The following is a 24285-nucleotide window of genomic DNA, read 5'->3' as shown; positions in this document are numbered from 1 at the left end:
CGCTACAGCAAGCGTGTTACCAGGAGAGTTGATGAACACCCTTTTTATGCACTGCCGCCCGGGTTTTGAAGGCGAAGTCTGTTCCGAGATCGCGGAACACGCCGCGCGCCTGAACGTTTCCGGCTACGCCAAGGCCAAGACCGGCAGCGCCTGCGCCGAATTTGTCTGCACCGAAGAAGACGGCGCCCAGCGCCTGATGCACGGCCAGCGCTTTGCCGAGCTGATCTTCCCAAGGCAGTGGGCGCGCGGGGTGTTCATCGACCTGCCGGAAACCGACCGCATCAGCGTGATCCTCACCCACCTGCGCGAGTTTCCGGTGTGCGGCAGCCTGTGGCTGGAGATGGTCGACACCAATGACGGCAAGGAACTCTCGAACTTCTGCAAGAAATTCGAAGTGCACCTGCGCAAAGCCCTGCTCAATGCCGGCAAGCTGGTGGACGACCCGAGCAAGCCGCGCCTGCTGCTGACTTTCAAGAGTGGCCGCGAAGTGTTCATGGGCCTGGCCGAGTCGAACAACTCGGCAATGTGGCCGATGGGCATCCCGCGCCTGAAGTTTCCGCGTGAAGCACCCAGCCGCTCGACCCTGAAGCTGGAAGAGGCTTGGCACCACTTCATCCCTCGCGACCAGTGGGATGAACGCCTGCACGGCGACATGACCGGCGTCGACCTCGGCGCAGCGCCCGGCGGCTGGACCTGGCAACTGGTCAATCGTGGCATGCTGGTGACCGCCATCGACAACGGCCCGATGGCCGAAAGCCTGATGGACACCGGTCTGGTGCAGCACTTGATGGCTGACGGCTTCACCTTCGTGCCCAAGCAGCCGGTGGACTGGATGGTCTGCGACATCGTCGAAAAGCCGGCGCGTAACGCAGCCCTGCTGGAAACCTGGATCGGTGAAGGGCATTGTCGCGAGGCGGTGGTCAACCTGAAGTTGCCGATGAAGCAGCGCTACGCCGAAGTGAAGCGTTTGCTGGAGCGCATCGAGGACGGCTTCAAGGCGCGTGGCATCCGCGTGGAGATTGGCTGCAAGCAGCTGTACCACGACCGCGAGGAAGTGACGTGCCACCTGCGTCGGTTGGTCGATGTAAAGAAATCTAAAGGCCGCTGAGATCAAAGGCAGGCGCTGGCTTGCCGGCGAAAGCGGTATAACGGTCGAAATTTATGTTGAATGTGCCCCGTCATCGCGGGCAAGCCCGCTCCCAGAGTGGAGCAGGCTGGATTTAGGAGTAAATGATGAATCAGTCTGTTGATTTGCCTGTCGACGCGACCTTGGACGCCACCGGCCTCAACTGCCCGGAGCCGGTGATGATGCTGCACCAGCACATCCGCGACCTGCCGGCCGGCGGCTTGCTCAAGGTCATCGCGACCGACCCGTCGACGCGTCGCGATATCCCCAAGTTCTGCGTGTTCCTCGATCACGAACTGGTGGATCAGCAGGAGCAGGCCGGCACGTACCTGTACTGGATCCGCAAGAAGGCCGATTAACCCCGCGCCTTCTCTAGGCGAATGCGCCGGCGTGCACTGCGCGCCAGGCGCACCAGCAACATCCCCGCCGCACAGCTCAGGCCGACGATCAGCCCCTGCCACAAACCGCTCGGGCCGCTGGGTTCGCCGAGCCAGTTGGTCAGGCCCAGCGCATACCCCACCGGCAGCCCCACGCCCCAATAGGCAAACAGCGTCAGCACCATGGTCACGCGGGTGTCCTGGTAACCCCGCAGGGCGCCGGCGGCGGTGACCTGGATCGAATCCGAGAACTGGAACAGCGCCGAGAACACGATCAGCGTCGAAGCCAGGTGGATCACGATCGGGTCCGGGGTGTAGATCGTCGCGATCTGCTCGCGGAACACCAGCATCAGGCTGCAGGACAGGCAGGCATACGCCAGCGCCGTGCCCATCCCGACCCCGGCGGCGAAGCGCGCTTCACGCGGCTCGCCGCGCCCCAGGGCCTGGCCGACGCGCACGGTGACGGCCATGCTCAGGGAGTAGGGGATCATGAACACCAGGGAGCTGACGTTCAGGGCGATCTGGTGCCCGGACACCACCGTGGCGCCCAGGCTGCCGATCAGCAGCGCGATCACCGCAAAGATGCTCGATTCGGCGAAGATCGCGATACCGATCGGCAAGCCGATCCCCAGTACGCGCTTGATCACCGCCCACTGCGGCCAGTCAAAGCGCGTGAACAGCTCACTGCTCTGGTAGGCCGGGCCCCAGCGGGTCCAAACGGCCAGGCCGAGCATCATCACCCACATCGCAATCGCCGTGGCCCAGCCGCAGCCCACGCCGCCCATGGCGGGCACGCCGAGGTGGCCGTAGATGAAGATGTAGTTCAGTGGAATGTTCAGCGCCAGCCCGCACAGACCCATGACCATGCTCGGTCGCGTGCGGCCCAGGCCATCGCTGAAACAGCGCAGCACGTAATACAGCGCAATGGCCGGCATGCCGGCGGCGATGCCGTGCAGGTAGCCCATGGAGGGCTTGATCAGGTCGGGCTCGACCTTCATCGCGTGCAGGATCGGTTCGGCGCAGAGCAGCAACAGGGCCGCGCTGATGCCGACCACCACCGCCAGCCACAGTGATTGGCGCACCAGCGGACCGATCTCGCTGAACTGCCCGGCACCGTAGCGCTGGGCAACTTTTGGCGTGGTCGCCAGGAGCGTACCGGTCATCAGCAGGTACACCGGGATCCAGATCGAGTTGCCCAGGCCCACTGCCGCCAGGTCCTGGGGGCTGACGCGCCCGGCCATCACCGCATCGACAAAACTCATCGCGGTGGTGGCCAGTTGGCCGATCATGATCGGCAGGGCCAGCGTCAGCAGGCCGCGCACTTCCCGGCTGATGCGGGCGGGGCGGGTAAGGGGAGCGGTGGCAGTGTTCACGTACAAATGTCCAGTCGAGCAGCGCAAGGACGGCGGATTCTACGCCTTGACGCAACGGTCAGGAAAAAACCTGTGTTAGCGATTTGTAAGCGACGGCTGTGATGCCTGTACACTGCTGATCCGCCAAAGGAGCCTGCCATGTTGATTGTTGCCGACGAAAATATCCCGCTGCTCGATGCATTCTTCGAAGGGTTTGGCGAGATTCGCCGCGTGCCCGGCCGTTCCATCGACCGCGCCACGGTCGAGCAGGCCGACGTGCTGCTGGTGCGCTCGGTGACCAACGTCAACCGTGCGCTGCTCGAAGGCAGCAACGTGCGCTTTATCGGCACCTGCACCATCGGCACCGACCACCTGGACCTGGAGTATTTCCGGCAGGCGGGCATCCAGTGGTCCAGCGCGCCGGGCTGCAACGCGCGCGGCGTGGTCGATTACGTGCTGGGCAGCCTGCAGACGCTGGCCGAGATCGAAGGCGCCGACCTTAACCAGCGAACCTACGGTGTGGTCGGCGCCGGTGAAGTGGGCGGGCGGTTGGTCAAGGTACTCAAGGGCTTGGGCTGGAACGTGCAGGTGTGCGACCCGCCACGCCAGATTGCCGAAGACGGCGATTACGTCAGCCTGGAGCAGATTATCGAGCAGTGCGACGTGATCAGCCTGCACACGCCGCTGACCAAGTCCGGCAATGGCTCCACCTGGCACCTGTTCGACCGCCAGCGCCTCGAGCAGCTTAAACCGGGCACCTGGCTGATCAACGCCAGCCGCGGCCCGGTGGTCGACAATGCCGCCCTGCGCGAAGTCCTGCTGGCGCGCGAAGACCTGCAAGCGGTGCTGGATGTGTGGGAAGGCGAGCCGGAAGTGGACGTCGACCTGGCCGACCTGTGCGTACTGGCCACCCCGCACATTGCCGGCTACAGCCTGGATGGCCGGCAGCGCGGCACGGCGCAGATCTACCAGGCGTTCTGTGCCTACCTGGGTCAGGAACCGGTGATTCTGTTGAACGACCTGCTGCCAGCGCCCTGGCTGGCCGAGGTGCATTTGAACGCGGCCACCGATCCGGCCTGGGCCCTGGCCACCTTGTGCCGCAGCGTGTACGACCCGCGCCGTGATGATGCGGATTTCCGCCGTAGCCTGGTGGGCACCGTGGAAGAACAGCGCAAGGCGTTCGACCTGTTACGCAAGGGCTACCCGGCGCGGCGCGAGATTGACGCGCTGAAGGTGCGTATCAATGGGGAATCTGCCGCGCTCTCGGCTATGGTCTCGGCCCTCGGCGCAGAATTGCTCTGACCTCGACTTGCGGGTCGCTCCTACAGGGTGGCGGGCATAAAAAAACCGGCCACCTGGGCCGGTTCTAAAAGAGCGTGGGCGCTTCAGCCTTGCTGGGCAGGCTTGACCAGTCGTTGTTCCAGCTCGCTGCAGGCTTGCTGGATCATCTCTTCGGTAATCTGCACTTCGCGGCCCGTGGCGTCGATGTACGAGCAAGGCAACTGTTGCGGTTGGCGGATCACTTCAATTTTGGCGTCGCTGCTGTTTTGCAAGGTCATGGCCTGTCTCCTCATCAGGTTGTGTACCTACTCTGAACCCCCCGCGTGACCAAGCTGTTACAACTCCTTGCACAGTCAGCGGTTCGAACACCCAGTCCACCAGAAACCACTGTGGATTTCCAGCCGGGCGTTAGACCGATAGCCTCTAGGGGCCAGCATCGGCGGGCATAATTAACCTGACTCATTGTTATTCGCGCAAGTTCCCCCCATGTAAGGACGCAGGTACCAACCCTTTCCGATCAGGTGATGCCCTCCATGTTCTCAGTCCGTCAACGCCGTGCAATTCGCCTGGCCAGCCGCTTCATCGCGCCGTACCGCTGGCAGGCCCTCGGTGCCCTGTTGGCGCTGATCGTTACCGCTGGGATCACCTTGTCGATGGGGCAGGGCATTCGCCTGCTGGTGGACCAGGGCTTCATGACCCAGTCGCCGCACCTGCTCAACCAATCCATTGGCCTGTTCATGGTGCTGGTAGTGGGCCTGGCGGTGGGCACGTTTGCGCGGTTTTACCTGGTGTCGTGGATCGGCGAGCGGGTAGTGGCTGACATTCGTCGCCAGGTGTTCAACCATTTGATCTACCTGCATCCCGGGTTCTACGAGAACAACCGCAGTTCGGAGATCCAGTCGCGCCTGACCACCGACACCACCTTGCTGCAATCGGTGATCGGCTCATCGCTGTCGCTGTTCCTGCGCAATGCCTTGATGGTCATTGGCGGCATCGTGCTGCTGTTTGTCACCAACCCCAAGCTCACCAGCATCGTGGTGATCGCGCTGCCGCTGGTGCTGGCGCCGATCCTGATCTTTGGCCGCCGTGTGCGCAGCTTGTCGCGCCTGAGCCAGGACCGTATCGCCGATGTGGGCAGCTATGTGTCCGAGACTCTCGGCCAGATCAAGACGGTGCAAGCCTATAACCACCAGGTCCAGGATGAGCAGCGCTTTGCCGTCACGGTGGAGGAGGCGTTTACCACGGCGCGCAAACGCATCACCCAGCGCGCCTGGTTGATCACGTTGGTGATCATGCTGGTGCTCGGGGCCGTGGGCGTGATGCTCTGGGTCGGCGGCATGGACGTGATCAGCGGGCGCATTTCCGGCGGCGAACTGGCGGCGTTTGTGTTCTATAGCCTGATCGTCGGCAGCGCCGTGGGCACCCTCAGCGAAGTGCTCGGTGAGCTGCAACGTGCGGCGGGTGCCGCCGAGCGGATTGGCGAGTTGTTGCAGTCAAGCAACGAAATCCAGGCGCCGGCCAGCGGCAGTGTGCAGTTGCCCGAACGCGTCAGTGGCCGGATGGAGCTGCAGGATCTGCGTTTTTCCTACCCGTCACGGCCGGACAGTTACGCGATCGATGGGCTGAATCTGACCATCAATCCCGGTGAAACCCTGGCGTTGGTGGGGCCTTCCGGCGCGGGCAAGTCGACGATTTTCGACCTGTTGCTGCGTTTCTATGATCCCCAGCACGGCCGCATCCTGCTCGACGGCCATCCACTGACCGAACTCGACCCCCTGGACCTGCGCCGGCATTTCGCGCTGGTCTCGCAGAGCCCGGCGCTGTTTTTCGGCAGCGTCGAAGAAAACATCCGCTACGGCAACCCGACCGCCACGCGCGAGCAGGTCGAAGCTGCCGCGCGGATCGCCCACGCCCACGACTTCATCCTGCAAATGCCCGATGGCTACCAGACTCACCTGGGCGATGGCGGCATGGGCCTCTCCGGCGGCCAGCGCCAACGCCTGGCCATCGCCCGGGCGTTGCTGGTGGACGCCCCGATCCTGCTGCTCGACGAGGCCACCAGCGCCCTTGATGCGCAAAGTGAACACCTGATCCAGCAGGCCTTGCCGCAATTGATGCAAGGGCGCACCACGCTGGTGATCGCCCATCGCCTGGCGACGGTGAAACATGCGGACCGCATTGCAGTGATGGACCAGGGCAAGCTGGTGGCGGTGGGCACGCATCAGCAGTTGATTGCGAACAATCCGCTGTATGCGCGGTTGGCGGCGTTGCAGTTCAATGACGGGATTGAGGTTGCGAAAAACGAAGGCTAGCTGGGGAGCAAGCGAGCAGGCTTGAATGTGGTGAGCAGGCTTGTTTGTGGTGAGCGGGCTTGCCCCGCGTTGGGCTGCGTAGCAGCCCTAAAAACCTACTGCCTCGGCCTTCCAGTTGGAGTGAAGGCAGCAGCAGGCTTGTTTGTGGTGAGCGGGCTTGCCCCGCGTTGGGCTGCGTAGCAGCCCTAAAACCTACTGGCTCGGTCTTCCAGTGGGAGTGAGGGTGGCTTGGATGGGAGCGCTTCGCGCTCCAACGCGGGGCAAGCCCGCTCGCCACAAAAAGCCCACTGAGTCCACAACAAGTACGCTGAATCCACAACAAGCCCACTCAATCCACAATAAGCCAGCTCACCACTAACAAGCCTGCTCGCCATAGTAATCCGGCTGATCGCGGAGCTTTATTCAGTGTGAATCACTGATCATCGAAATACCGCTCATGCCAATCCACCAACGGCTGTGGCGAGTTGAGCTTTTGTCCGTAGATCACCGAATAAGACAGCACGTTCTGCACGTACTGGCGGGTTTCGTCGAATGGAATGCTTTCCACCCACACGTCGAAACTCAGGTGGTCGGCACCTCGCAGCCATTGGCGCACGCGGCCGGGGCCGGCGTTGTAGGCAGCGGAGGCGAGCACGCGGTTGCCGTTGAATTGGCTGTGTACCTGGCTCAGGTACGCGGCGCCGAGCTGGATGTTCTTGTCCGGGTCCAGTACCTGGGCCGGTGAGGCCAGCGGGATGCTGAACTTGCGCGCGGTGTCCTTGGCGGTGCCGGGCATCAGTTGCATCAGGCCGCTGGCGCCGACGCCGGAGCGCGCATCATCCATGAAGGCGCTTTCCTGGCGGGTAATGGCAAACACCCAGCTGGAATGCAGGCCACGCACCTTGGCTTCGCGCACCAGGGTGTCGCGGTGGGCCATCGGGAAGCGGATGTCAAGGTCGTCCCAGTACTGCGCCTGGCTGATGGTGCGAATTGCCGGGAAGTACCACTTCATGTCATAGGCCAGCTTGGCCTGGGCGACCATTTCGTCGCGGTTGAAGTGACGGCTGACGTGGTACCACTCGCGGCGTCCGTCGACCACCTGGCCACGTGCGTAGAACTCCAGCGCACGGCGCACGCCTGGGGTGTTGCGCACTTTGTTGACCAGTGCCTGGCTCATCAGCAGTGGCTTGTTCTTCAACTGATACGGGGCCTTGGAGCGATCCGCGGCGAGGAAACCATAGAAGTCGCGTTCCTGCGCGAGGTTCTTGTACAGCACCAGGGCTTGCGGGTTTTTCGGCTCGGCCAGTTCCAGGCTACGTGCCTGCCAGTAGCGCCAGCGGTTGGTGGTCGCCAGGTCCTGTGGGAGTTTGCGGGTCAGCTGGTAGGCATCTTCCCAGCGGGCCAGGCGCAACAGCAGGCGCAGACGCCATTCCGACACAGTGTTGTCGCGCAGCTCCGGGTCGTACTTGGTCATCACTTCAAGGGCGCGTGGGTCGAAACGCTTGGCCAGAGTCAGGCCGATCTCACGGGCGATTGCCACTTTTTCGTCACGGGAGAAGTGCATGCTGCTGGCATAACCGTCGAGCAAGGCCATGGCCTTGTCGGGATCCTGGCGCGCCAGGCGGCGAAGACCCAGCCCGACCGCGTCAGACATGGCCTCGTTGGCTGGCAGGAAACGTGACGGATCGCTGAGCATGTCGGGCTTTTGCGCCACGTCCACCATCAGGCGGCCCTGGGCGCCGAGGGTCGGCAGGGTTTTCACCAGGCTGTTGGCCAGCGCGTAGTTGCGGGCCTCGGCGGCCAGTTTGGCGCGGTCCCAGATCTTCTGTTCGGTGAGCTGGCCATCGGCGGCCCACTGGCCGAAGGTGGCGTCGCAGGCGGCCGGTTGGGATTTGCCGGTCATCCAGAGTTTTTCAGTGGTCTTGTACCCTTCGGCCTTCAGGTTGTGGGTGAGCTGGTACTGGCCGTGGAGGCAGTCCAGCTCGACGAAATTGAGCTTGGGGTCGTAGTACTTTTCAAAGGTCTGCCAGTCGCCACGGTCGGCGAGCCAGCGCAACCAGCGCAGCTTCATCCAGTTGGCCTGGGGCAGGTCGCCGTTCTTGGCGAGGAATTGTTCGATTTCCTCGTTGCTGGCGCTTTTCAGGCGCGCGGTCAGTTCGTCGTAGGCAAGGTAGGGCGTCAGCGGATAATCGGCCAGCGCCTGGCTGTATTGCATGTACGGGCCGGTATCGCCCTTGGCCAGCGCACGTTTGGCTTCATCGTAATATCGACGTTGGGTGGTGAGGTCCACGGCCTGGGCAGATTGAATGGCGGTGGCGGAAAGAAGCAGACAAGACAAGAAATTGAAAAGGCGACTGCGCATGAGACGTCCGTGCAGAGAAATCACGACTAGCACCGGCACCGCCGACACTGATTGCCCCTAGCTTAGCCTTTTGCCCGACGCCTACGAAAGCTTTGCCGGCCGGTTCGTTCAAGTTCGCGGCAAATGTCCTGCTGAACGTGTCAGCTGGGAAAATGCTGGCCGCATCCCCTCCTCAAGTCAGGTAGAATGCGCGCCCAGTTTTTGGAGAAGCGTATGACCCTGCTCAAATTCAGCGATGTGTCCCTTGCTTTCGGCGCTATGCCGTTGTTGGACAAGGTGTCCTGGCAGATCGCCCGTGGTGAGCGGGTGTGCATCATCGGCCGCAATGGCACCGGCAAGTCCAGCATGATGAAGCTGGTCAAAGGCGACCAGAAGCCCGACGACGGCTCTGTCTGGCGCGCCCCTGGCCTCAAGATCGGCGAATTGCCGCAGGAATTGCCGGTGGCCGACGGACGGACAGTCTTCGACGTGGTTGCCGAAGGCCTGGACGGCGTGGGCGCGTTGCTCGCCGAGTACCATCACCTAGCGCAGAACTGCGTCACCGAGGCAGACCTGGACAAGCTGATGCATGTCCAGCAAGACCTCGAAGCCCGTGACGGCTGGCGCTTGCAGCAACTGGTCGACAGCACCCTGAGCCGTCTGCAACTGCCGGCCGACAAGACCCTTGCCGAGTTGTCCGGCGGCTGGCGTCGCCGCGTGCTGCTGGCCCAGGCTCTGGTCTCCGAGCCGGACTTGCTGCTGCTTGACGAGCCAACCAACCACTTGGACATCGGCGCGATTGCCTGGCTGGAAGAAGCCCTCAAGGATTTCCAGGGCGCCGTGTTGTTCATCACGCACGACCGCTCCTTCCTGCAGAACCTGGCGACCCGCATTCTTGAGCTGGACCGTGGTGGCCTGATCGACTGGAACGGCGACTACGCCAGCTTCCTGGTGCACAAGGAGGCCGCCCTGGCCGCCGAAGAAACCGCCAACGCCTTGTTCGACAAGAAACTGGCCCAGGAAGAAGTCTGGATTCGCCAGGGCATCAAGGCCCGCCGCACCCGTAACGAAGGCCGCGTACGTGCCCTCAAGGCCCTGCGCGTTGAGCGCAGCGAACGTCGCGAGCGCACCGGCAAGGCCAATATCCAGCTGGATACCGCCGATAAATCCGGCAAGCAGGTGATGGTGCTGGAGAACGTCAGCTTCCATCACCCGGACGGCCCGTTCCTGATCAAGGACTTCTCGATGGTCCTGCAGCGCGGCGACCGCATCGGCCTGTTGGGCGCCAACGGTACCGGCAAGACCACCTTGCTCAAGCTGATGCTCAGCGGCCTGCAACCGACCAGCGGCACCGTGGAAGAGGGCACGCGCATCGACGTGGCGTACTTCGACCAGTTGCGTCACCAGTTGGACCTGGAAAAAACCGTGATCGACAACGTCGCCGAAGGTCGCGACTTTATCGACATCGACGGCCAGAGCCGCCACGTGCTGAGCTACCTGGGCGACTTCCTGTTCAGCCCGCAACGTGCCCGCACACCGGTGAAAGCCTTGTCCGGTGGTGAGCGCGCACGCCTGTTGCTGGCCAAGCTGTTCAGCAAGCCAGCCAACCTGCTGGTACTCGATGAACCGACCAACGACCTCGACGTGGAAACCCTCGAGCTGTTGGAAGAAGTGCTGCTGACCTTCAACGGCACTGTGCTGATGGTCAGCCACGACCGGGCATTCCTCGACAACGTGGTCACCAGCACCTTGGTCTTCGAAGGCGAAGGCAAAGTGCGTGAATACGTCGGTGGTTATCAGGACTGGCTGCGCCAGGGCGGCTCGCCGCGCCTGCTGGGCGTGACCGAGAGCAAGTCCGGCAAGGCCGACTTGACCTCCGCTGTGGTCGCGCCAGTGGCCGCTGCGGCACCGGTGCAGGAAACCGCTGCGCCGGCGGCCAAGAAGAAACTCAGCTACAAGCTGCAGCGCGAGCTGGAAGCCTTGCCGGGTGACATCGATGCCAAGGAACAGCAGATTGCCGCCGTAGAAGCGGAAATGGCTGACGCGGGCTTCTACCTGCGTCCGGCAGCAGAGACGGCGAAGGTGATTGCTTCCCTGGAGACATTGAACCAGGAGCTGGAAGCGCTGGTTGAGCGTTGGGCCGAGCTGGATGCCTGATTGATTCGCGTGCATTAAAAAACCCGGTGTTCATTGAGTGAACACCGGGTTTTTTATATGAAGCACGATCCAAATGTGGGAGCGGGCTTGCTCGCGAAAGCGGTGTGTCAGTTACCAGATGCATCAACTGACAAAAAGCTTTCGCGAGCAAGCCCGCTCCCACATTTGATCTTCGTTAGGATTACGAGGCTTTGACCAGCTTCACCGCCAGCACATCACACGGCGCGCCGTGCAGCACGTCGTTGGCGGTAGAACCGAGCAGCAACGCCAAGCCGTGGCGGCCATGGCTGCCGACCACGATCAGGTCGCAGCCCTGTTCCTTGGCGAGGTGGTGGATTTCCTGGCGCGGTTGGCCGTAAGTGAGGTGGGAGTTTTCCTTGGTCACTTCCGGGTATTTGAGGATCAAGCGGTCCAGGCGCTCCTTGGCTTGGTCAAACTGCTGTTGCTGCAGCTGGGAAAGGTCCATGGGCACGTCACCGCCAAAGGCCATGGCCATCGGCTCGACGATGTGCACCAGGGAGAGTTTGGCGTTGCTGGCGACCGCGAAGGCGCGGGCGCGCTTGATCACTGGATCGCACTCTTCGGTCAGGTCGACAGCGACCAGAATATGTTCGTAGGACATGGGGCGTTCCTCCAGGGGACTGCAATAGATTCAGTATGGCTGCTTTCAAGCGGATGGGGTTGCGTCAGGTCAAATCCGCTCATCTAGAAATTCGGGAGTACACATATGACGGTCTGGATAGTGGTGTCAATCCTTGTGGTGGTTCTGAGCCCCCTGGCATGGCTGCGGCCGTCGCGCCATCAGAGCGGGCGCATGGCCCTGCGCATGGAGGCGCGCCGCATCGGCCTGGCCATGCAACTGGCGCCCCAGGAGTGGCCACACTGGCTCAAGCAGGAGCCGCCGAGCCCGTGTGCGCAGTACTGCCGGCCACGGCGCAGCAGCACGCCGACGATCTGGAGTTACTGGCAGTTGGAGCCGGGCGTGTGGGTCAACCAGTGGCGTGAGGTGTGCGTCGATGAAAAGTTGTTGCCGTATTTTGCAACGCTGCCGGCCAACGTCTACAAAGTCGAAGCCGACAAGCAAATGATCGCCTTGTACTGGGGCGAGAAGGGCGAGCCAAGTGTGTTGAAAGACATCGATGCGTTGCTCAAGGCGCTGGCCTGACACCTATCCTCCCGGCCCTGGGCTCCTACGGTCGTCGTATTCGGGAGAAATAGCAGGCAATAAAAAGCCCGACATCATCATCGGGCTGGAGTTGGCCAGGCAGGCCGGTAAATCTGTGGTTCCCGCGACGGATGTTCATCCAGTCGCGTTACGGTTGTCGCTAGCCTAGCGGCATATCCCGTTCTGTACAGCCTTTTCCCACATATTTTCTATTATTGATCTTGTGAATATTTGAATATTGACGAGTCACCGGCTTAAGGTCGGGGTTCTGAAATGACTGGAAAGTCGCGTTTTTCCTAGCCTTTCGAGCGATTGACAATTGCCCGGAATTGGATGAAGGTGGCGTACCCAAATCAAACGGGCGTATGAATTGAGCGTTTGTCTGTCAGACCGCTCATACAGAATCCCGACTATCGCATTGGCGGGTGTGCCTGGCGGATTGGCATGAGCATTGACGCAACAGTCAGTGTCCAACCAGAGGCCAGCGTCCAGTGTGTACTGTTCAGCTTCCATATCGTGGAGATCAGTTGATGATTTACGAAGGTAAAGCCATCACGGTTAAGGCTCTTGAAAGTGGCATCGTCGAATTGAAATTCGACCTCAAGGGTGAGTCCGTCAACAAGTTCAACCGTCTAACCCTGAATGAATTGCGTCAGGCCGTAGACACCATCAAAGCAGATGCTTCGGTCAAGGGCGTGATCGTCTCCAGCGGCAAGGACGTGTTTATCGTCGGCGCTGACATCACCGAATTCGTCGACAACTTCAAGCTGCCCGATGCCGAGCTGGTGGCTGGCAACCTCGAAGCCAACAAGATTTTCAGCGATTTCGAAGACCTCAACGTGCCGACCGTGGCTGCCATCAACGGCATCGCGCTGGGCGGCGGCCTGGAAATGTGCCTCGCGGCAGACTTCCGTGTCATGTCGGCTACCGCCAAGATCGGCCTGCCTGAAGTCAAGCTGGGCATCTACCCGGGCTTTGGCGGCACCGTGCGCCTGCCGCGCCTGATCGGTGCCGACAACGCGATCGAGTGGATCGCCGCCGGTAAGGAAAACAAAGCCGAAGACGCGCTGAAAGTCGGTGCTGTCGACGCTGTAGTCGCCCCGGACAAACTGGCCGAAGCCGCGCTGAACCTGATCAAGGGCGCCATCAGTGGCGAATTTGACTACAAGGCCAAGCGTCAGCCGAAGCTGGAAAAACTCAAGCTCAACGCCATCGAGCAAATGATGTCGTTCGAAACCGCCAAGGGTTTCGTGGCTGGCCAGGCCGGCCCGAACTACCCGGCGCCGGTTGAAGCGATCAAGACCATCCAGAAGGCCGCGAACTTCGGTCGCGACAAAGCCCTGGAAGTGGAAGCGGCAGGTTTCGTCAAACTGGCGAAGACCTCGGCAGCCCAGAGCCTGATCGGCCTGTTCCTGAACGATCAGGAGTTGAAGAAAAAGGCCAAGGCCTACGACGAAATCGCCAAGGACGTGAAACAGGCTGCCGTACTCGGCGCCGGTATCATGGGTGGCGGTATCGCTTATCAGTCGGCGTCCAAAGGCACGCCGATCCTGATGAAGGACATCAACGAGCACGGTATCGAGCAAGGCCTGGCAGAAGCCGCCAAGCTGCTGGTCGGCCGCGTGGACAAAGGCCGCATGACCGCCGCGAAAATGGCTGAAGTGCTTAACGGCATTCGTCCTACGCTGTCCTACGGCGATTTCGGCCACGTCGACCTGGTGGTCGAAGCCGTTGTCGAGAACCCGAAGGTCAAGCAAGCCGTACTGGCAGAAGTGGAAGCCCAGGTCAAAGACGACACCATCCTGGCGTCCAACACCTCGACCATTTCCATCTCGCTGCTGGCCAAGGCCCTCAAGCGTCCGGAAAACTTCGTCGGCATGCACTTCTTCAACCCGGTGCACATGATGCCGCTGGTGGAAGTGATCCGTGGCGAGAAGTCCAGTGAGCTGGCAATCGCCACCACCGTGGCTTACGCGAAGAAAATGGGCAAGAACCCGATCGTCGTCAACGACTGCCCGGGCTTCCTGGTCAACCGCGTTCTGTTCCCGTACTTCGGCGGCTTCGCCAAGTTGGTGAGTGCCGGTGTGGACTTCGTGCGCATCGACAAGGTCATGGAAAAATTCGGCTGGCCGATGGGCCCGGCGTATCTGATGGACGTGGTCGGCATCGACACCGGCCACCACGGTCGCGACGTAATGGCCGAGGGCTTCCCGGACCGCATGAAAGACGACCGCCGTTCGGCGATCGACGCGCTCTACGAAGCCAAGCGCCTGGGCCAGAAGAACGGCAAGGGCTTCTACGCCTACGAGGCTGACAAGAAGGGCAAGCAGAAGAAAGTGGCCGACCCGTCGGTGCACGAAGTACTCGCGCCGGTCATCTACGAACAGCGTGAGGTGTCCGACGAGGACATCATCAACTGGATGATGATCGCCCTGTGCCTGGAGACCGTGCGTTGCCTGGAAGACGGCATCGTCGAGACCGCCGCCGAAGCCGATATGGGCCTGGTGTACGGTATTGGTTTCCCTCCATTCCGTGGCGGTGCGCTGCGTTACATCGACTCGATCGGTGTGGCCGAGTTCGTTGCCCTGGCTGACAAATACGCTGATTTGGGCCCGCTGTACCACCCGACCGCGAAGCTGCGTGAAATGGCCAAGAACGGCCAGAGCTTCTTCGGTTAAGCGTCCCATACACTTGAGCGAGAATATTTATGAGCTTGAATCCAAGAGACGTCGTGATTGTCGACTTCGGTCGTACTCCGATGGGCCGCTCCAAGGGCGGCATGCACCGCAACACCCGCGCCGAAGACATGTCGGCGCACCTGATCAGCAAACTGCTGGAGCGTAACGTCAAGGTCGACCCGAACGAAGTCGAGGACGTGATCTGGGGCTGCGTCAACCAGACCCTGGAGCAGGGCTGGAACATCGCGCGCATGGCGTCGTTGATGACCCAGATCCCGCACACGGCCGCTGGCCAGACCGTCAGCCGCCTGTGCGGCTCGTCGATGAGCGCGCTGCACACCGCCGCCCAGGCGATCATGACCGGTAACGGTGATGTGTTCGTGGTCGGTGGCGTGGAGCACATGGGCCACGTCAGCATGATGCACGGCGTCGATCCTAACCCGCACATGTCGCTGTATGCGGCAAAAGCCTCGGGCATGATGGGCCTGACCGCGGAAATGCTCGGCAAGATGCACGGCATTACCCGTGAAGCCCAGGACGCCTTCGGCCTGCGTTCCCACCAGCTCGCCCACAAGGCGACCGTGGAAGGCAAGTTCAAGGATGAGATCATCCCGATGAACGGCTATGACGAGAACGGTTTCCTGAAACTGTTCGACTACGACGAAACCATTCGTCCGGATACCACCCTGGAAAGCCTGGCGGCCCTCAAGCCGGCCTTCAATCCAAAAGGTGGCACCGTGACAGCCGGTACTTCGTCGCAGATCACGGACGGTGCTTCGTGCATGATCGTGATGTCGGCGCAGCGGGCCCAGGACCTGGGTATCCAGCCGATGGCGGTGATTCGTTCGATGGCAGTCGCAGGTGTGGACCCGGCAATCATGGGCTATGGTCCAGTACCGGCCACACAAAAAGCCTTGAAGCGCGCAGGCCTGACCATCTCCGATATCGACTTCTTCGAGCTCAACGAAGCTTTCGCCGCACAGGCCCTGCCAGTGCTGAAAGATCTGAAAGTACTCGACAAGATGAACGAGAAGGTTAACCTGCACGGCGGTGCGATTGCCCTGGGCCACCCATTTGGTTGCTCCGGTGCGCGTATTTCCGGCACTCTGCTTAACGTGATGAAGCAAAATGGCGGCAACCTTGGGGTTGCTACCATGTGCATTGGCCTCGGCCAAGGCATCTCCACCGTCTTCGAACGCCTCTAAGCGTTGGGATGACGGAAGCCGGGGCCCAGTGCCCCGGTTTTTGTTTTTTGGAATTTTTAATATTTTTTTTCAACAAATTTTGTAAGAGGGCCAGAGCATGAAAGTCGAACCAGGGCTCTACCAACATTACAAGGGGCCGCAGTACCGCGTATTCAACGTGGCACGGCACTCCGAGACCGAAGAGGAAGTGGTGTTTTACCAAGCACTGTATGGCGATTACGGCTTTTGGGTACGCCCTTTGAGCATGTTCCTGGAGACCGTCGAAGTTGACGGCGAGCAGGTCCCGCGCTTTGCTTTGGTCCAGGCCGAACCCAGTCTTTTTTCAGGGCAATAACGGCAGGCCGCGCAGAATGCTGCGCTTGACCTCACCTTGTTGCCACTATATATAGCGTTGCCGCGACAGGCGCCAACTGCCTTTCACTTCTCGAATTCAGGAATTTTCCGATCCATGGGCAAATCGCTGGTCATTGTGGAATCCCCGGCTAAGGCCAAGACCATCAACAAGTACTTGGGCAACGAGTACGTGGTGAAGTCGAGTATCGGCCATATCCGAGACCTGCCCACCAGCGGTTCGGCTAGCGCCAGCAAGGAGCCAGCCGCCAAGCGCGGCAAGGCAGCTGCGGGCGAAGGTCCGGTGCTCAGCCCTAAAGAGAAAGCGCGCAAGCAGCTGGTCTCGCGCATGGGTGTGGACCCGGAACATGGCTGGAAGGCCAAGTACGAAATCCTTCCAGGCAAGGAAAAGGTCATCGAAGAGCTGCGCCGGCTCGCCAAGGATGCTGACACCATCTATCTCGCGACGGACTTGGACCGCGAAGGGGAAGCCATTGCCTGGCACCTGCGGGAAGCCATCGGCGGTGACGACAGCCGCTACAAGCGCGTGGTGTTCAACGAAATCACCAAGAAAGCCATCCAGGAAGCCTTCTCCAAGCCGGGCGAGCTGGATATCGACCGCGTCAACGCCCAGCAGGCCCGGCGTTTCCTCGACCGCGTCGTCGGTTACATGGTCTCGCCGCTGCTCTGGGCCAAGATTGCCCGTGGCCTGTCCGCCGGCCGTGTGCAATCGGTCGCGGTAAAGCTGGTGGTGGAGCGTGAGCGCGAGATCCGTGCGTTCAACCCCGAAGAATACTGGGAAGTCCATGCCGACCTGGGGACTGCCAAGGGCGCCAATGTGCGCTTTGAAGTGGCCCGTGAGAAAGGCGAGGCCTTCAAGCCGCTGAACGAAGCCCAGGCCATGGCCGCGCTGGAGAAGCTCAAGGCCTCCAGCTACAGCATCGTCAAGCGCGAAGACAAACCGACCAGCAGCAAGCCGTCGGCGCCGTTCATCACTTCGACCCTGCAACAGGCCGCGAGTAACCGCCTGGGCTTCGGCGTGAAGAAAACCATGATGATGGCCCAGCGTCTGTACGAAGCCGGCTACATCACCTATATGCGTACCGACTCCACCAACCTCTCGGTTGACGCGGTGGCGATGGCGCGTACGTATATTGAAAGCGAATTCGGCAAGAAGTACCTGCCGGAGAAGCCGAACGTCTACAGCAGCAAAGAGGGCGCCCAGGAGGCTCACGAAGCGATTCGTCCTTCCGACGCGAATACCGAGCCGAGCAAGCTGAGCGGCATGGAACGCGATGCAGAGCGTCTCTACGAGCTGATCTGGCGCCAGTTCCTGGCTTGCCAGATGCTGCCGGCGCAATACCTGTCCACCACCGTCAGCGTGGGCGCTGGTGACTTCGAGCTGCGTGCCAAGGGCCGTATCCTCAAGTTTGATGGTTACACCCGCGTCATGCCGCAGATCGCCAAGCCGGGCGACGACGATGTGCTGCCGGACATGGCCCAGGGCGACACGTTGAAGCTGATCAAGCTCGACCCGTCCCAGCACTTCACCAAGCCGCCGGCGCGTTATTCGGAAGCCAGCCTGGTAAAAGAGATGGAAAAACGCGGTATCGGTCGTCCGTCGACCTACGCCGCGATCATTTCCACCATCCAGGACCGTGGCTACGTCGCGCTGCACAACCGTCGTTTCTATTCGGAAAAGATGGGCGATATCGTCACCGAGCGCTTGTCCGAGAGCTTCTCCAACCTGATGGACTACGGCTTCACCGCCGGCATGGAAGAGAACCTCGATGACGTGGCCCAGGGCGAGCGCGACTGGAAGAACGTGCTCGACGAGTTCTACGGCGACTTCAAGAAAAAACTCGAAGTGGCCGAAAGCCCCGAGAACGGCATGCGTGCCAACCAGCCGGTGATGACCGACATCCCGTGCCTGACGTGCGGCCGCCCGATGCAGATTCGTACCGCGTCTACCGGCGTGTTCCTCGGTTGCTCGGGCTACAGCCTGCCGCCGAAAGAGCGCTGCAAGGCGACCGTCAACCTTGTGCCGGGTGATGAAATCGCCGCCGACGACGAGGGTGAATCCGAGTCGCTGGTACTGCGTGGCAAGCACCGCTGCCCGATCTGCAGCACGGCGATGGATGCCTACCTGCTCGACGAGAAGCACAAGTTGCACATCTGCGGTAACAACCCGGATTGCGACGGCTACGAGATCGAGGAAGGCAGCTACCGCATCAAGGGCTACGAAGGCCCAAGCCTGGAGTGCGACAAGTGCGGCAGCGAGATGCAACTCAAGACTGGCCGCTTCGGCAAGTTCTTTGGTTGCACCAACCCGACGTGCAAGAACACCCGTAAACTGCTGAAAAGCGGTGACGCGGCGCCGCCGAAAATGGACCCGGTGAAGATGCCTGAACTCAAGTGCGAGAAGGTCAACGACACCTATATCCTGCGTGACGGCGCTTCGGGGCTGTTCCTGGCCGCCAGCCAGTTCCCGAAAAACCGTGAGACCCGAGCGCCGCTGGTGCTGGAGATCGTGCCGCACAAGGACGAGATCGATCCTAAGTACCACTTCCTGTGTGAAGCGCCGAAGAAGGATCCCGACGGTCGTCCGGCCGTGATCCGCTACAGCCGCAAGACCAAGGAGCAGTACGTGCAGTCCGAAGTGGACGGCAAGCCTACCGGCTGGAAAGCGTTCTACGACGGCGGTAAGTGGAAGGTCGAGGACAAGCGCCAGGGCGCTTGATCGACGTGGTCGAGTAATACGAAGTCGCCTGAAACAGGCTGAAAGCAAATGCCCCGACTTGTCGGGGCATTTGCTTTTGTGGTTATGCAAAAGGACTTTCCATTCACGGCACGCAGGTTAGCTGTCAGAGAAATGAGTGACAGGTGACGGAACGTTCCCCATAAAGCTGACCACCAATTAGCCGGGTATTAGCCCGTCAATTATCGATAGAGGGTCAAGTGAAATGGGATTTGAAGTGATGCTGATGCCTGCGATTAAGGGCGCTGAGTTCTTGGTGGAGGGAGCAATAGGCTATGGCGCTAAACAATTCGAGAAGAAAGAAGCCGATGAGAAAGAGCCCGCAAACGTAGCTGGCAACGAAAAAAACGCCGCGCCTCCGCAGGTCACCTTTTAAGGCGGGCGCGCATACCATAAGTACGTGTCCGGGGAATTCGGGCGCACGCCTCTTGCTGTCCTAGTGAGCTTTGGATATGAAGTAGAGTGTGTCGGGTGTGCAACTCGTGATAGTTGGTGGAGGAGGGGGAGTGCCCGCCCTCTACTCCATGCTTGCAGTGTGGGCGGTTGATCCGTGACACTGTTAAGCCAGCATCACGCTTTTTCGTTGTGGAGACTGCCGTTATGGCCAACGAACTCTATACCCGTACCAACCAGAAAATTTACTTCGCGGGCTTATCCCTGGAAGCCCTCGGCCGCGCCGAGGAAGGGAAGGAGATGAATGCCATCGCGCTGGTCCAGGCGGGGCGTGAGGCGGCGTTGTTCCACCTGTACGGCGCGTTGCTGGGGCTGTGCCATGAAATCGCCGGGTTCTATCGCTTGCCCCAGGCGGGTTCGCCGCGCGCGGAAATGATCATGAACCGCGAAGTGCTGGAGACCATGGCTATTCCTGAGCTGGCCGAGCTGGTGGAAATGGCCCAGAGCCCTGATAGCTGGGTGGCGCGCCTGCTCAAGGCGCATGCGGATATGTTCCAGCCACCGCGAATTCCCCACGTGCCCAAGGGCGACGTGACTCAGCCGTTGATCGTAGCGGTTGCGCTGGAAGAGGAAGAGCCCAAGCCCCTGAGCCGGGAAGAGCTGGAAGGCTGGCGCCAGGAGCTGAAAAAGATGGCCCTGCGCTTTCGTGAAGGCCTCAACGAGTGCTGAGGCGGCGTCACTGATTTACACCAGGACGGGCTTGCTCGCGAAGGCGGAGTGCCAGGCGTTTATAGGGCACTGATGCACCGCCTTCGCGAGCAAGCCCGCTGCCACATTTTAACCAAGGCATACCGGCACCATTCATCAAGCCGCAAAGAAACCTGGCCAGATCCTCAGCGATTCCGGGTGGATGACTGATATAATCCCGGCCTTTCGTGGAGAACAGACTTTTATGCCAACGTCCTTTCTGGAAATTGTTGAGTTGCCTGACGGCCGAATCGAGCTGCGCCGGGCTGAGGACGAGGGTTCTCTGGTTATTCTGGATTTTTCCGAGGACGCCAAGGTGTTCCTCCAAGGCCAGCACGTGGAAGTGGCTAAAGCCATGTTGAGCGTGGGCGTGCAGATGGCTGGTCGCCTGGCGGAAGGCGAGCCGGAGAAAGAAGACGGGCCCCGAGTGCTTCACTGAGTTCTGTTGTTAGCAGGCTTGTTGTGGCGGAGGCGGGTGTCTTGAGGGGCGCCAGATCTCTTGAGTGAGTCAGGTTTGCTTTGGCGAGTAGGCTTGTTGAGGTGAATCGGCTTGCTGGTTAATCGGCGTGTTGTGGTGAGCTGGCTTGTGTGGCGAGCGGGCTTGCACCCGCGTTGGGCTGCGAAGCAGCCCTAAATGGATTCAACGCGATATATCAGGTATTCCACGGTGCTTGGTTTTGGGGCCGCTTCGCAGCCCAACGCGGGGCAAGCCCGCTCGCCACATATAAGCCCGCCCACCACATATAAGCTAAGCCCGGTTGTCACATAAGCCTGCTTGTCATAACAAGCCCGCTACTCATAGAGGCCGGCTCTTAAGATAAGCCCGCTGCTCACCAAGCTGGGTCTTCGTGTTATCCCAATCGAATATTCAAACTCTGCGCGTCGCCTGTGCGCGCTGCGCTGATCAGCTGTTGCTTGGCGGTGGCATTCAGTGGGTTCAGCCAGCTCACCACGGTGTGGCTGCGGCCCAGGCGCAAGGCTTCGCAAGTCAGTTGCTGGGCGCTTTGCGTACCGCGTGGCTGCAATAACAGGATGCGCTCGCGGTTGAGGCCCGCGTCCCGCAGCCAGGCCTGGGTCAGGCTGGCAGGCGGGGCGATCAGGGTCAGCCAGCGTGCGTCCTGTTCTTCGCTCAATTCGCGAAGGATCGGCGCCAGCAGGCTCAGGCAGCTCCCAGCTGCACCGCGCAACGACAATTCACTGAACGCCTCGGGTTCGGCACTCCAGGGCGCCTCGACCGCTTCCTTGAGGATCGGTGCAAGGGGTTGGGCCATGAAGGCCTCGAACAGCGACAGTTGTGTGTGTTGGGGGGTGTGCACGAGCTGCATGATGCCTCCTTTAGCGGCGAATGACGCCGACACTCAAGCCTTCGATCACCAGGTCCTGATCTTTCAGGTTCACTTCAATCGGGGCGAACTCAGGGTTCTCGGCCAGGAGCCAGACCTTGCTGCCTTCGCGCTTGAAGCGTTTGACGGTGACTTCATCGCCGATACGGGCGACGACGATCTGGCCATTACGGGCTTCGCGGGTGGTGTGGACGGCGAGCAGGTCACCATCGAAAATACCCACGTCCTTCATGCTCATGCCGTGCACCCGCAGCAGATAATCGGCGCGAGGGTGGAAGAAGGTGGGGTTGATGTTGCAGGATTCCTCGACGTGCTGTTGCGCCAGGATCGGCGCACCGGCAGCGACGCGACCGATGATCGGCAGGGTCGATTCGTCGGCCTTGGCTTCGAAGCCAGGGATGCGAATGCCGCGCGAAGCACCCGGGGTCATCTCGATCGCGCCTTTGCGAGCGAGGGCCTTGAGGTGTTCCTCGGCGGCGTTAGGGGACTTGAACCCCAGTTCCAGCGCAATTTCCGCTCGTGTCGGCGGGTAGCCGTTGTCATCGAGGCAGCGCTTGATAAAAGCCAGAATCTCAGCTTGGCGTGGCGTCAGTTTTAGCATGTTGATCGCTCTGTCTTTTTATACAGTGACTGGGATTATATACAGTGAACTGCGCTTGGCAATCATCCTTTTCGGGCACTCCGCTGGACGGTCATTCGTCATCCGTCCTACAGGGCAGAGATAGCGCTGCCTACAGACCGGTAGGGATGTGATTAAATAGCGACGAAATAGATGACTGCCCGGCCGGAAAGCGAACCCGCAGGCTTGACAAGACACACCCTGAAACGTATGTTTCAAACAAGTGTTTGTCAGGCGGAGTAGCCATGGCCCAGTCGGAAACCGTTGAACGCATTCTCGATGCTGCCGAGCAATTGTTCGCGGAAAAAGGATTTGCTGAAACTTCATTGCGGCTGATCACCAGCAAGGCTGGGGTCAACCTCGCCGCCGTGAACTACCATTTCGGCTCGAAAAAGGCCCTGATCCAGGCCGTGTTCTCGCGCTTCCTGGGGCCGTTCTGTGCCAGCCTCGACCGTGAGCTCGAGCGCCGTCAGGCCAAGGCCGATCACAAGCCAACCCTGGAAGACCTGCTGGAAATCCTGGTCGAGCAGGCGTTGGTGGTGCAGCCGCGCAGCGGCAACGACCTGTCGATCTTCATGCGCCTGCTGGGGCTGGCATTCAGCCAGAGCCAGGGCCACTTGCGGCGTTATCTGGAAGACATGTACGGCAAGGTGTTTCGTCGCTATATGTTGCTGGTCAACGAGGCCGCCCCGCGTATCCCGCCGATCGAACTGTTCTGGCGCGTGCACTTCATGCTCGGTGCGGCGGCGTTCAGCATGTCCGGGATCAAGGCCCTGCGTGCGATTGCCGAGACCGATTTCGGCGTCAACACTTCCATCGAGCAGGTCATGCGCCTGATGGTGCCTTTCCTGGCCGCCGGCATGCGCGCCGAAACCGGTGTGACCGACCCGACGATGGCCGCCGCGCAATTGCGCCCACGCAGCAAATCCGCGCCGACCGTCGCCAAGGTTTGACCGCTCCGGGTGTGCGTGGCCGCTTGCATCCGCTAAGCTAGCCGCCATGCCGAATTCAGCTATTTACTCGCAACCCGTTGAGCTCACCGCGCCAGTCGCGCCGTGTGAGGTCGACGGGTTGTGTGCGTTATTTAAGGAAGGATTATGAGTGTTGCGCTGCAAGGTTCTTTGATGGTCGACGTGGCCGGTACCTGGCTCACGGCCGAGGATCGCCAGTTGTTGCGCCAGCCCGAAGTGGGCGGCCTGATCATTTTTGCGCGCAATATCGAGCATCCACGCCAGGTGCGCGAGCTGAGCGCGGCGATTCGTGCCGTGCGCCCGGATCTGCTGTTGGCGGTCGACCAGGAGGGTGGTCGGGTACAACGCCTGCGCCAGGGCTTTGTGCGGCTGCCGGCCATGCGTGCGTTGGCGGATAACCCCAACGCCGAGTACCTGGCCGAGCAATGCGGCTGGATCATGGCCACCGAGGTGCTGGCAGTCGGTCTCGACCTCAGCTTCGCCCCGGTACTGGACCTGGACTACCAGCGTAGCGCCGTGGTCGGCACCCGCGCGTTCGAAGGCGACCCCGAACGCGCCGCGGTACTTGCCGGGGCCTTTATCCGGGGCATGAACAGTGCCGGCATGGCCGCCACCGGTAAGCATTTTCCGGGTCACGGTTGGGCTGAGGCGGATTCCCACGTCGCGATTCCCAATGATGAACGCAGCCTGGAACAGATTCGTGCGAATGACCTGGTGCCTTTCGCACGCCTGAGCCAGCAACTGGCGGCGGTGATGCCCGCGCATGTCATCTACCCACAGGTTGACCCGCAGCCGGCCGGTTTCTCGCGTCGTTGGCTGCAGGACATTCTGCGCGGCGAGCTGCAGTTCGATGGGGTGATTTTCAGCGATGACTTGTCGATGGCCGGGGCCCATGTGGTCGGTGATGCAGCCAGTCGCATCGAAGCGGCGCTGACCGCCGGTTGCGACATGGGCCTGGTGTGCAATGACCGCGCGGCGGCGGAGCTGGCGCTGAGTGCGGCTCAGCGCATGAAGGTGACGCCGTCGGCGCGGATTGCGCGGATGCGTGGGCAGGCGTTTGCTTCGACGGACTACAAGCAGGATCCACGTTGGTTGGCGGCGCTGACTGCACTGCGGGATGCTCAGATGATTGATTGAGGCCGCGTCGCGCC

General features: G+C 61.1%; 21 protein-coding genes. 15 read left to right on the top strand and 6 right to left on the bottom strand.

The window, feature by feature from the left end:
• The first annotated feature begins 31 nt into the window (after positions 1–31).
• Positions 32–1108 (top strand): 23S rRNA (cytidine(2498)-2'-O)-methyltransferase RlmM, encoded by a 1077-nt coding sequence (gene rlmM, locus BBG20_RS08040; protein ID WP_065902033.1) that lies wholly within the window; start codon positions 32–34, stop codon positions 1106–1108.
• A gap of 125 nt (positions 1109–1233) precedes the next feature.
• Complete coding sequence (gene tusA / locus BBG20_RS08035) at positions 1234–1485, top strand: sulfurtransferase TusA (protein WP_065902032.1); 252 nt, start codon at positions 1234–1236, stop codon at positions 1483–1485.
• On the opposite strand, the gene BBG20_RS08030 is transcribed toward tusA, so the two are convergent.
• The gene (locus BBG20_RS08030) at positions 1482–2876 is read right to left on the bottom strand and encodes an MATE family efflux transporter (RefSeq protein ID WP_065902030.1); all 1395 of its coding nucleotides are present in this window, start codon (positions 2874–2876) and stop codon (positions 1482–1484) included. The two genes, tusA and BBG20_RS08030, sit on opposite strands and share 4 nt — an antisense overlap.
• A 138-nt stretch (positions 2877–3014) precedes the next feature.
• Here BBG20_RS08030 and pdxB point away from each other — a divergent pair, with 138 nt between their 5' ends.
• Positions 3015–4157, top strand: a complete 1143-nt coding sequence (pdxB, locus tag BBG20_RS08025; protein ID WP_065902028.1) for a 4-phosphoerythronate dehydrogenase PdxB — start codon at positions 3015–3017, stop codon at positions 4155–4157.
• An 83-nt stretch (positions 4158–4240) separates the two neighbouring features.
• Here pdxB and BBG20_RS32905 read toward each other — a convergent pair whose 3' ends face one another.
• Complete coding sequence (locus tag BBG20_RS32905) at positions 4241–4414, bottom strand: PA1571 family protein (RefSeq protein ID WP_162946068.1); 174 nt, start codon at positions 4412–4414, stop codon at positions 4241–4243.
• Positions 4415–4660: 246 nt separating this feature from the next.
• On the opposite strand from BBG20_RS32905, the gene BBG20_RS08020 reads away from it, so the two are divergent.
• Positions 4661–6448: an ABC transporter ATP-binding protein/permease gene (locus tag BBG20_RS08020; protein WP_168167062.1), complete on the top strand. Its 1788-nt coding sequence runs from the start codon at positions 4661–4663 to the stop codon at positions 6446–6448.
• Positions 6449–6860: 412 nt separating this feature from the next.
• On the opposite strand, the gene BBG20_RS08015 is transcribed toward BBG20_RS08020, so the two are convergent.
• Positions 6861–8789, bottom strand: coding sequence for a transglycosylase SLT domain-containing protein (locus BBG20_RS08015; RefSeq protein ID WP_065902022.1), 1929 nt, complete (start codon positions 8787–8789; stop codon positions 6861–6863).
• 213 nt (positions 8790–9002) lie between these two features.
• On the opposite strand from BBG20_RS08015, the gene BBG20_RS08010 reads away from it, so the two are divergent.
• On the top strand, positions 9003–10925 hold the full coding sequence (locus BBG20_RS08010; protein WP_065902020.1) for an ATP-binding cassette domain-containing protein: 1923 nt from the start codon (positions 9003–9005) through the stop codon (positions 10923–10925).
• Between the two features lie 181 nt (positions 10926–11106).
• On the opposite strand, the gene BBG20_RS08005 is transcribed toward BBG20_RS08010, so the two are convergent.
• A complete protein-coding gene (locus tag BBG20_RS08005) occupies positions 11107–11547 on the bottom strand; it encodes a universal stress protein (RefSeq protein WP_065902018.1) in 441 nt (146 codons plus the stop codon).
• A 105-nt stretch (positions 11548–11652) separates the two neighbouring features.
• On the opposite strand from BBG20_RS08005, the gene BBG20_RS08000 reads away from it, so the two are divergent.
• From BBG20_RS08000 to BBG20_RS07970, 8 genes are all read left to right on the top strand, one after another.
• Positions 11653–12090: a hypothetical protein gene (locus BBG20_RS08000; protein WP_065902016.1), complete on the top strand. Its 438-nt coding sequence runs from the start codon at positions 11653–11655 to the stop codon at positions 12088–12090.
• Between the two features lie 530 nt (positions 12091–12620).
• Positions 12621–14768, top strand: coding sequence for a fatty acid oxidation complex subunit alpha FadB (fadB, locus tag BBG20_RS07995; protein ID WP_065902014.1), 2148 nt, complete (start codon positions 12621–12623; stop codon positions 14766–14768).
• Positions 14769–14797: 29 nt separating this feature from the next.
• Positions 14798–15973, top strand: coding sequence for an acetyl-CoA C-acyltransferase FadA (gene fadA / locus BBG20_RS07990; RefSeq protein ID WP_065902012.1), 1176 nt, complete (start codon positions 14798–14800; stop codon positions 15971–15973).
• Positions 15974–16070: 97 nt separating this feature from the next.
• Positions 16071–16307 carry a DUF1653 domain-containing protein gene (locus tag BBG20_RS07985; protein ID WP_021490990.1) on the top strand — a complete coding sequence of 79 codons (237 nt, stop codon included), beginning with the start codon at positions 16071–16073 and terminating at the stop codon, positions 16305–16307.
• Positions 16308–16421: 114 nt separating this feature from the next.
• Positions 16422–19043, top strand: a complete 2622-nt coding sequence (topA, locus tag BBG20_RS07980) for a type I DNA topoisomerase (protein ID WP_065902010.1) — start codon at positions 16422–16424, stop codon at positions 19041–19043.
• A gap of 223 nt (positions 19044–19266) precedes the next feature.
• Positions 19267–19437 carry a hypothetical protein gene (locus tag BBG20_RS32900; protein ID WP_157955097.1) on the top strand — a complete coding sequence of 57 codons (171 nt, stop codon included), beginning with the start codon at positions 19267–19269 and terminating at the stop codon, positions 19435–19437.
• Positions 19438–19661: 224 nt separating this feature from the next.
• A complete protein-coding gene (locus tag BBG20_RS07975) occupies positions 19662–20183 on the top strand; it encodes a DUF6586 family protein (RefSeq protein ID WP_065902008.1) in 522 nt (173 codons plus the stop codon).
• Positions 20184–20406: 223 nt separating this feature from the next.
• Positions 20407–20640 carry a hypothetical protein gene (locus BBG20_RS07970; protein WP_010212068.1) on the top strand — a complete coding sequence of 78 codons (234 nt, stop codon included), beginning with the start codon at positions 20407–20409 and terminating at the stop codon, positions 20638–20640.
• Positions 20641–21052: 412 nt separating this feature from the next.
• Here BBG20_RS07970 and sulA read toward each other — a convergent pair whose 3' ends face one another.
• Positions 21053–21526 carry an SOS-induced cell division inhibitor SulA gene (gene sulA, locus BBG20_RS07965; protein ID WP_065902006.1) on the bottom strand — a complete coding sequence of 158 codons (474 nt, stop codon included), beginning with the start codon at positions 21524–21526 and terminating at the stop codon, positions 21053–21055.
• 10 nt (positions 21527–21536) lie between these two features.
• The gene (gene lexA, locus BBG20_RS07960) at positions 21537–22145 is read right to left on the bottom strand and encodes a transcriptional repressor LexA (RefSeq protein ID WP_003172575.1); all 609 of its coding nucleotides are present in this window, start codon (positions 22143–22145) and stop codon (positions 21537–21539) included.
• Between the two features lie 263 nt (positions 22146–22408).
• On the opposite strand from lexA, the gene BBG20_RS07955 reads away from it, so the two are divergent.
• Entirely contained in the window at positions 22409–23116 is a 708-nt protein-coding gene (locus BBG20_RS07955) for a TetR/AcrR family transcriptional regulator (RefSeq protein ID WP_065902004.1), read from the top strand.
• Between the two features lie 156 nt (positions 23117–23272).
• A complete protein-coding gene (nagZ, locus tag BBG20_RS07950) occupies positions 23273–24271 on the top strand; it encodes a beta-N-acetylhexosaminidase (RefSeq protein ID WP_177343927.1) in 999 nt (332 codons plus the stop codon).
• Positions 24272–24285: the final 14 nt, after the last annotated feature.

Source organism: Pseudomonas aylmerensis, from assembly GCF_001702265.1.
GTDB lineage: Bacteria > Pseudomonadota > Gammaproteobacteria > Pseudomonadales > Pseudomonadaceae > Aquipseudomonas > Aquipseudomonas aylmerensis.
This window is presented reverse-complemented; position numbering and strand designations above follow the sequence as displayed.

Bases quoted from the DNA above. Each gene is read 5' to 3' on its own strand.
- tusA (WP_065902032.1), top strand. From the start codon at position 1,234: ATGAATCAGTCTGTTGATTTGCCTGTCGACGCGACCTTGGACGCCACC.
- BBG20_RS08015 (WP_065902022.1), bottom strand. From the start codon at position 8,789: ATGCGCAGTCGCCTTTTCAATTTCTTGTCTTGTCTGCTTCTTTCCGCC.
- rlmM (WP_065902033.1), top strand. From the start codon at position 32: ATGAACACCCTTTTTATGCACTGCCGCCCGGGTTTTGAAGGCGAAGTC.
- fadB (WP_065902014.1), top strand. From the start codon at position 12,621: ATGATTTACGAAGGTAAAGCCATCACGGTTAAGGCTCTTGAAAGTGGC.
- BBG20_RS07985 (WP_021490990.1), top strand. From the start codon at position 16,071: ATGAAAGTCGAACCAGGGCTCTACCAACATTACAAGGGGCCGCAGTAC.
- BBG20_RS07975 (WP_065902008.1), top strand. From the start codon at position 19,662: ATGGCCAACGAACTCTATACCCGTACCAACCAGAAAATTTACTTCGCG.
- BBG20_RS07955 (WP_065902004.1), top strand. From the start codon at position 22,409: ATGGCCCAGTCGGAAACCGTTGAACGCATTCTCGATGCTGCCGAGCAA.
- BBG20_RS08000 (WP_065902016.1), top strand. From the start codon at position 11,653: ATGACGGTCTGGATAGTGGTGTCAATCCTTGTGGTGGTTCTGAGCCCC.
- sulA (WP_065902006.1), bottom strand. From the start codon at position 21,526: ATGCAGCTCGTGCACACCCCCCAACACACACAACTGTCGCTGTTCGAG.
- BBG20_RS08010 (WP_065902020.1), top strand. From the start codon at position 9,003: ATGACCCTGCTCAAATTCAGCGATGTGTCCCTTGCTTTCGGCGCTATG.
- BBG20_RS32905 (WP_162946068.1), bottom strand. From the start codon at position 4,414: ATGACCTTGCAAAACAGCAGCGACGCCAAAATTGAAGTGATCCGCCAA.
- BBG20_RS32900 (WP_157955097.1), top strand. From the start codon at position 19,267: ATGGGATTTGAAGTGATGCTGATGCCTGCGATTAAGGGCGCTGAGTTC.
- lexA (WP_003172575.1), bottom strand. From the start codon at position 22,145: ATGCTAAAACTGACGCCACGCCAAGCTGAGATTCTGGCTTTTATCAAG.
- BBG20_RS08020 (WP_168167062.1), top strand. From the start codon at position 4,661: ATGCCCTCCATGTTCTCAGTCCGTCAACGCCGTGCAATTCGCCTGGCC.
- BBG20_RS08005 (WP_065902018.1), bottom strand. From the start codon at position 11,547: ATGTCCTACGAACATATTCTGGTCGCTGTCGACCTGACCGAAGAGTGC.
- BBG20_RS07970 (WP_010212068.1), top strand. From the start codon at position 20,407: ATGCCAACGTCCTTTCTGGAAATTGTTGAGTTGCCTGACGGCCGAATC.
- fadA (WP_065902012.1), top strand. From the start codon at position 14,798: ATGAGCTTGAATCCAAGAGACGTCGTGATTGTCGACTTCGGTCGTACT.
- pdxB (WP_065902028.1), top strand. From the start codon at position 3,015: ATGTTGATTGTTGCCGACGAAAATATCCCGCTGCTCGATGCATTCTTC.
- topA (WP_065902010.1), top strand. From the start codon at position 16,422: ATGGGCAAATCGCTGGTCATTGTGGAATCCCCGGCTAAGGCCAAGACC.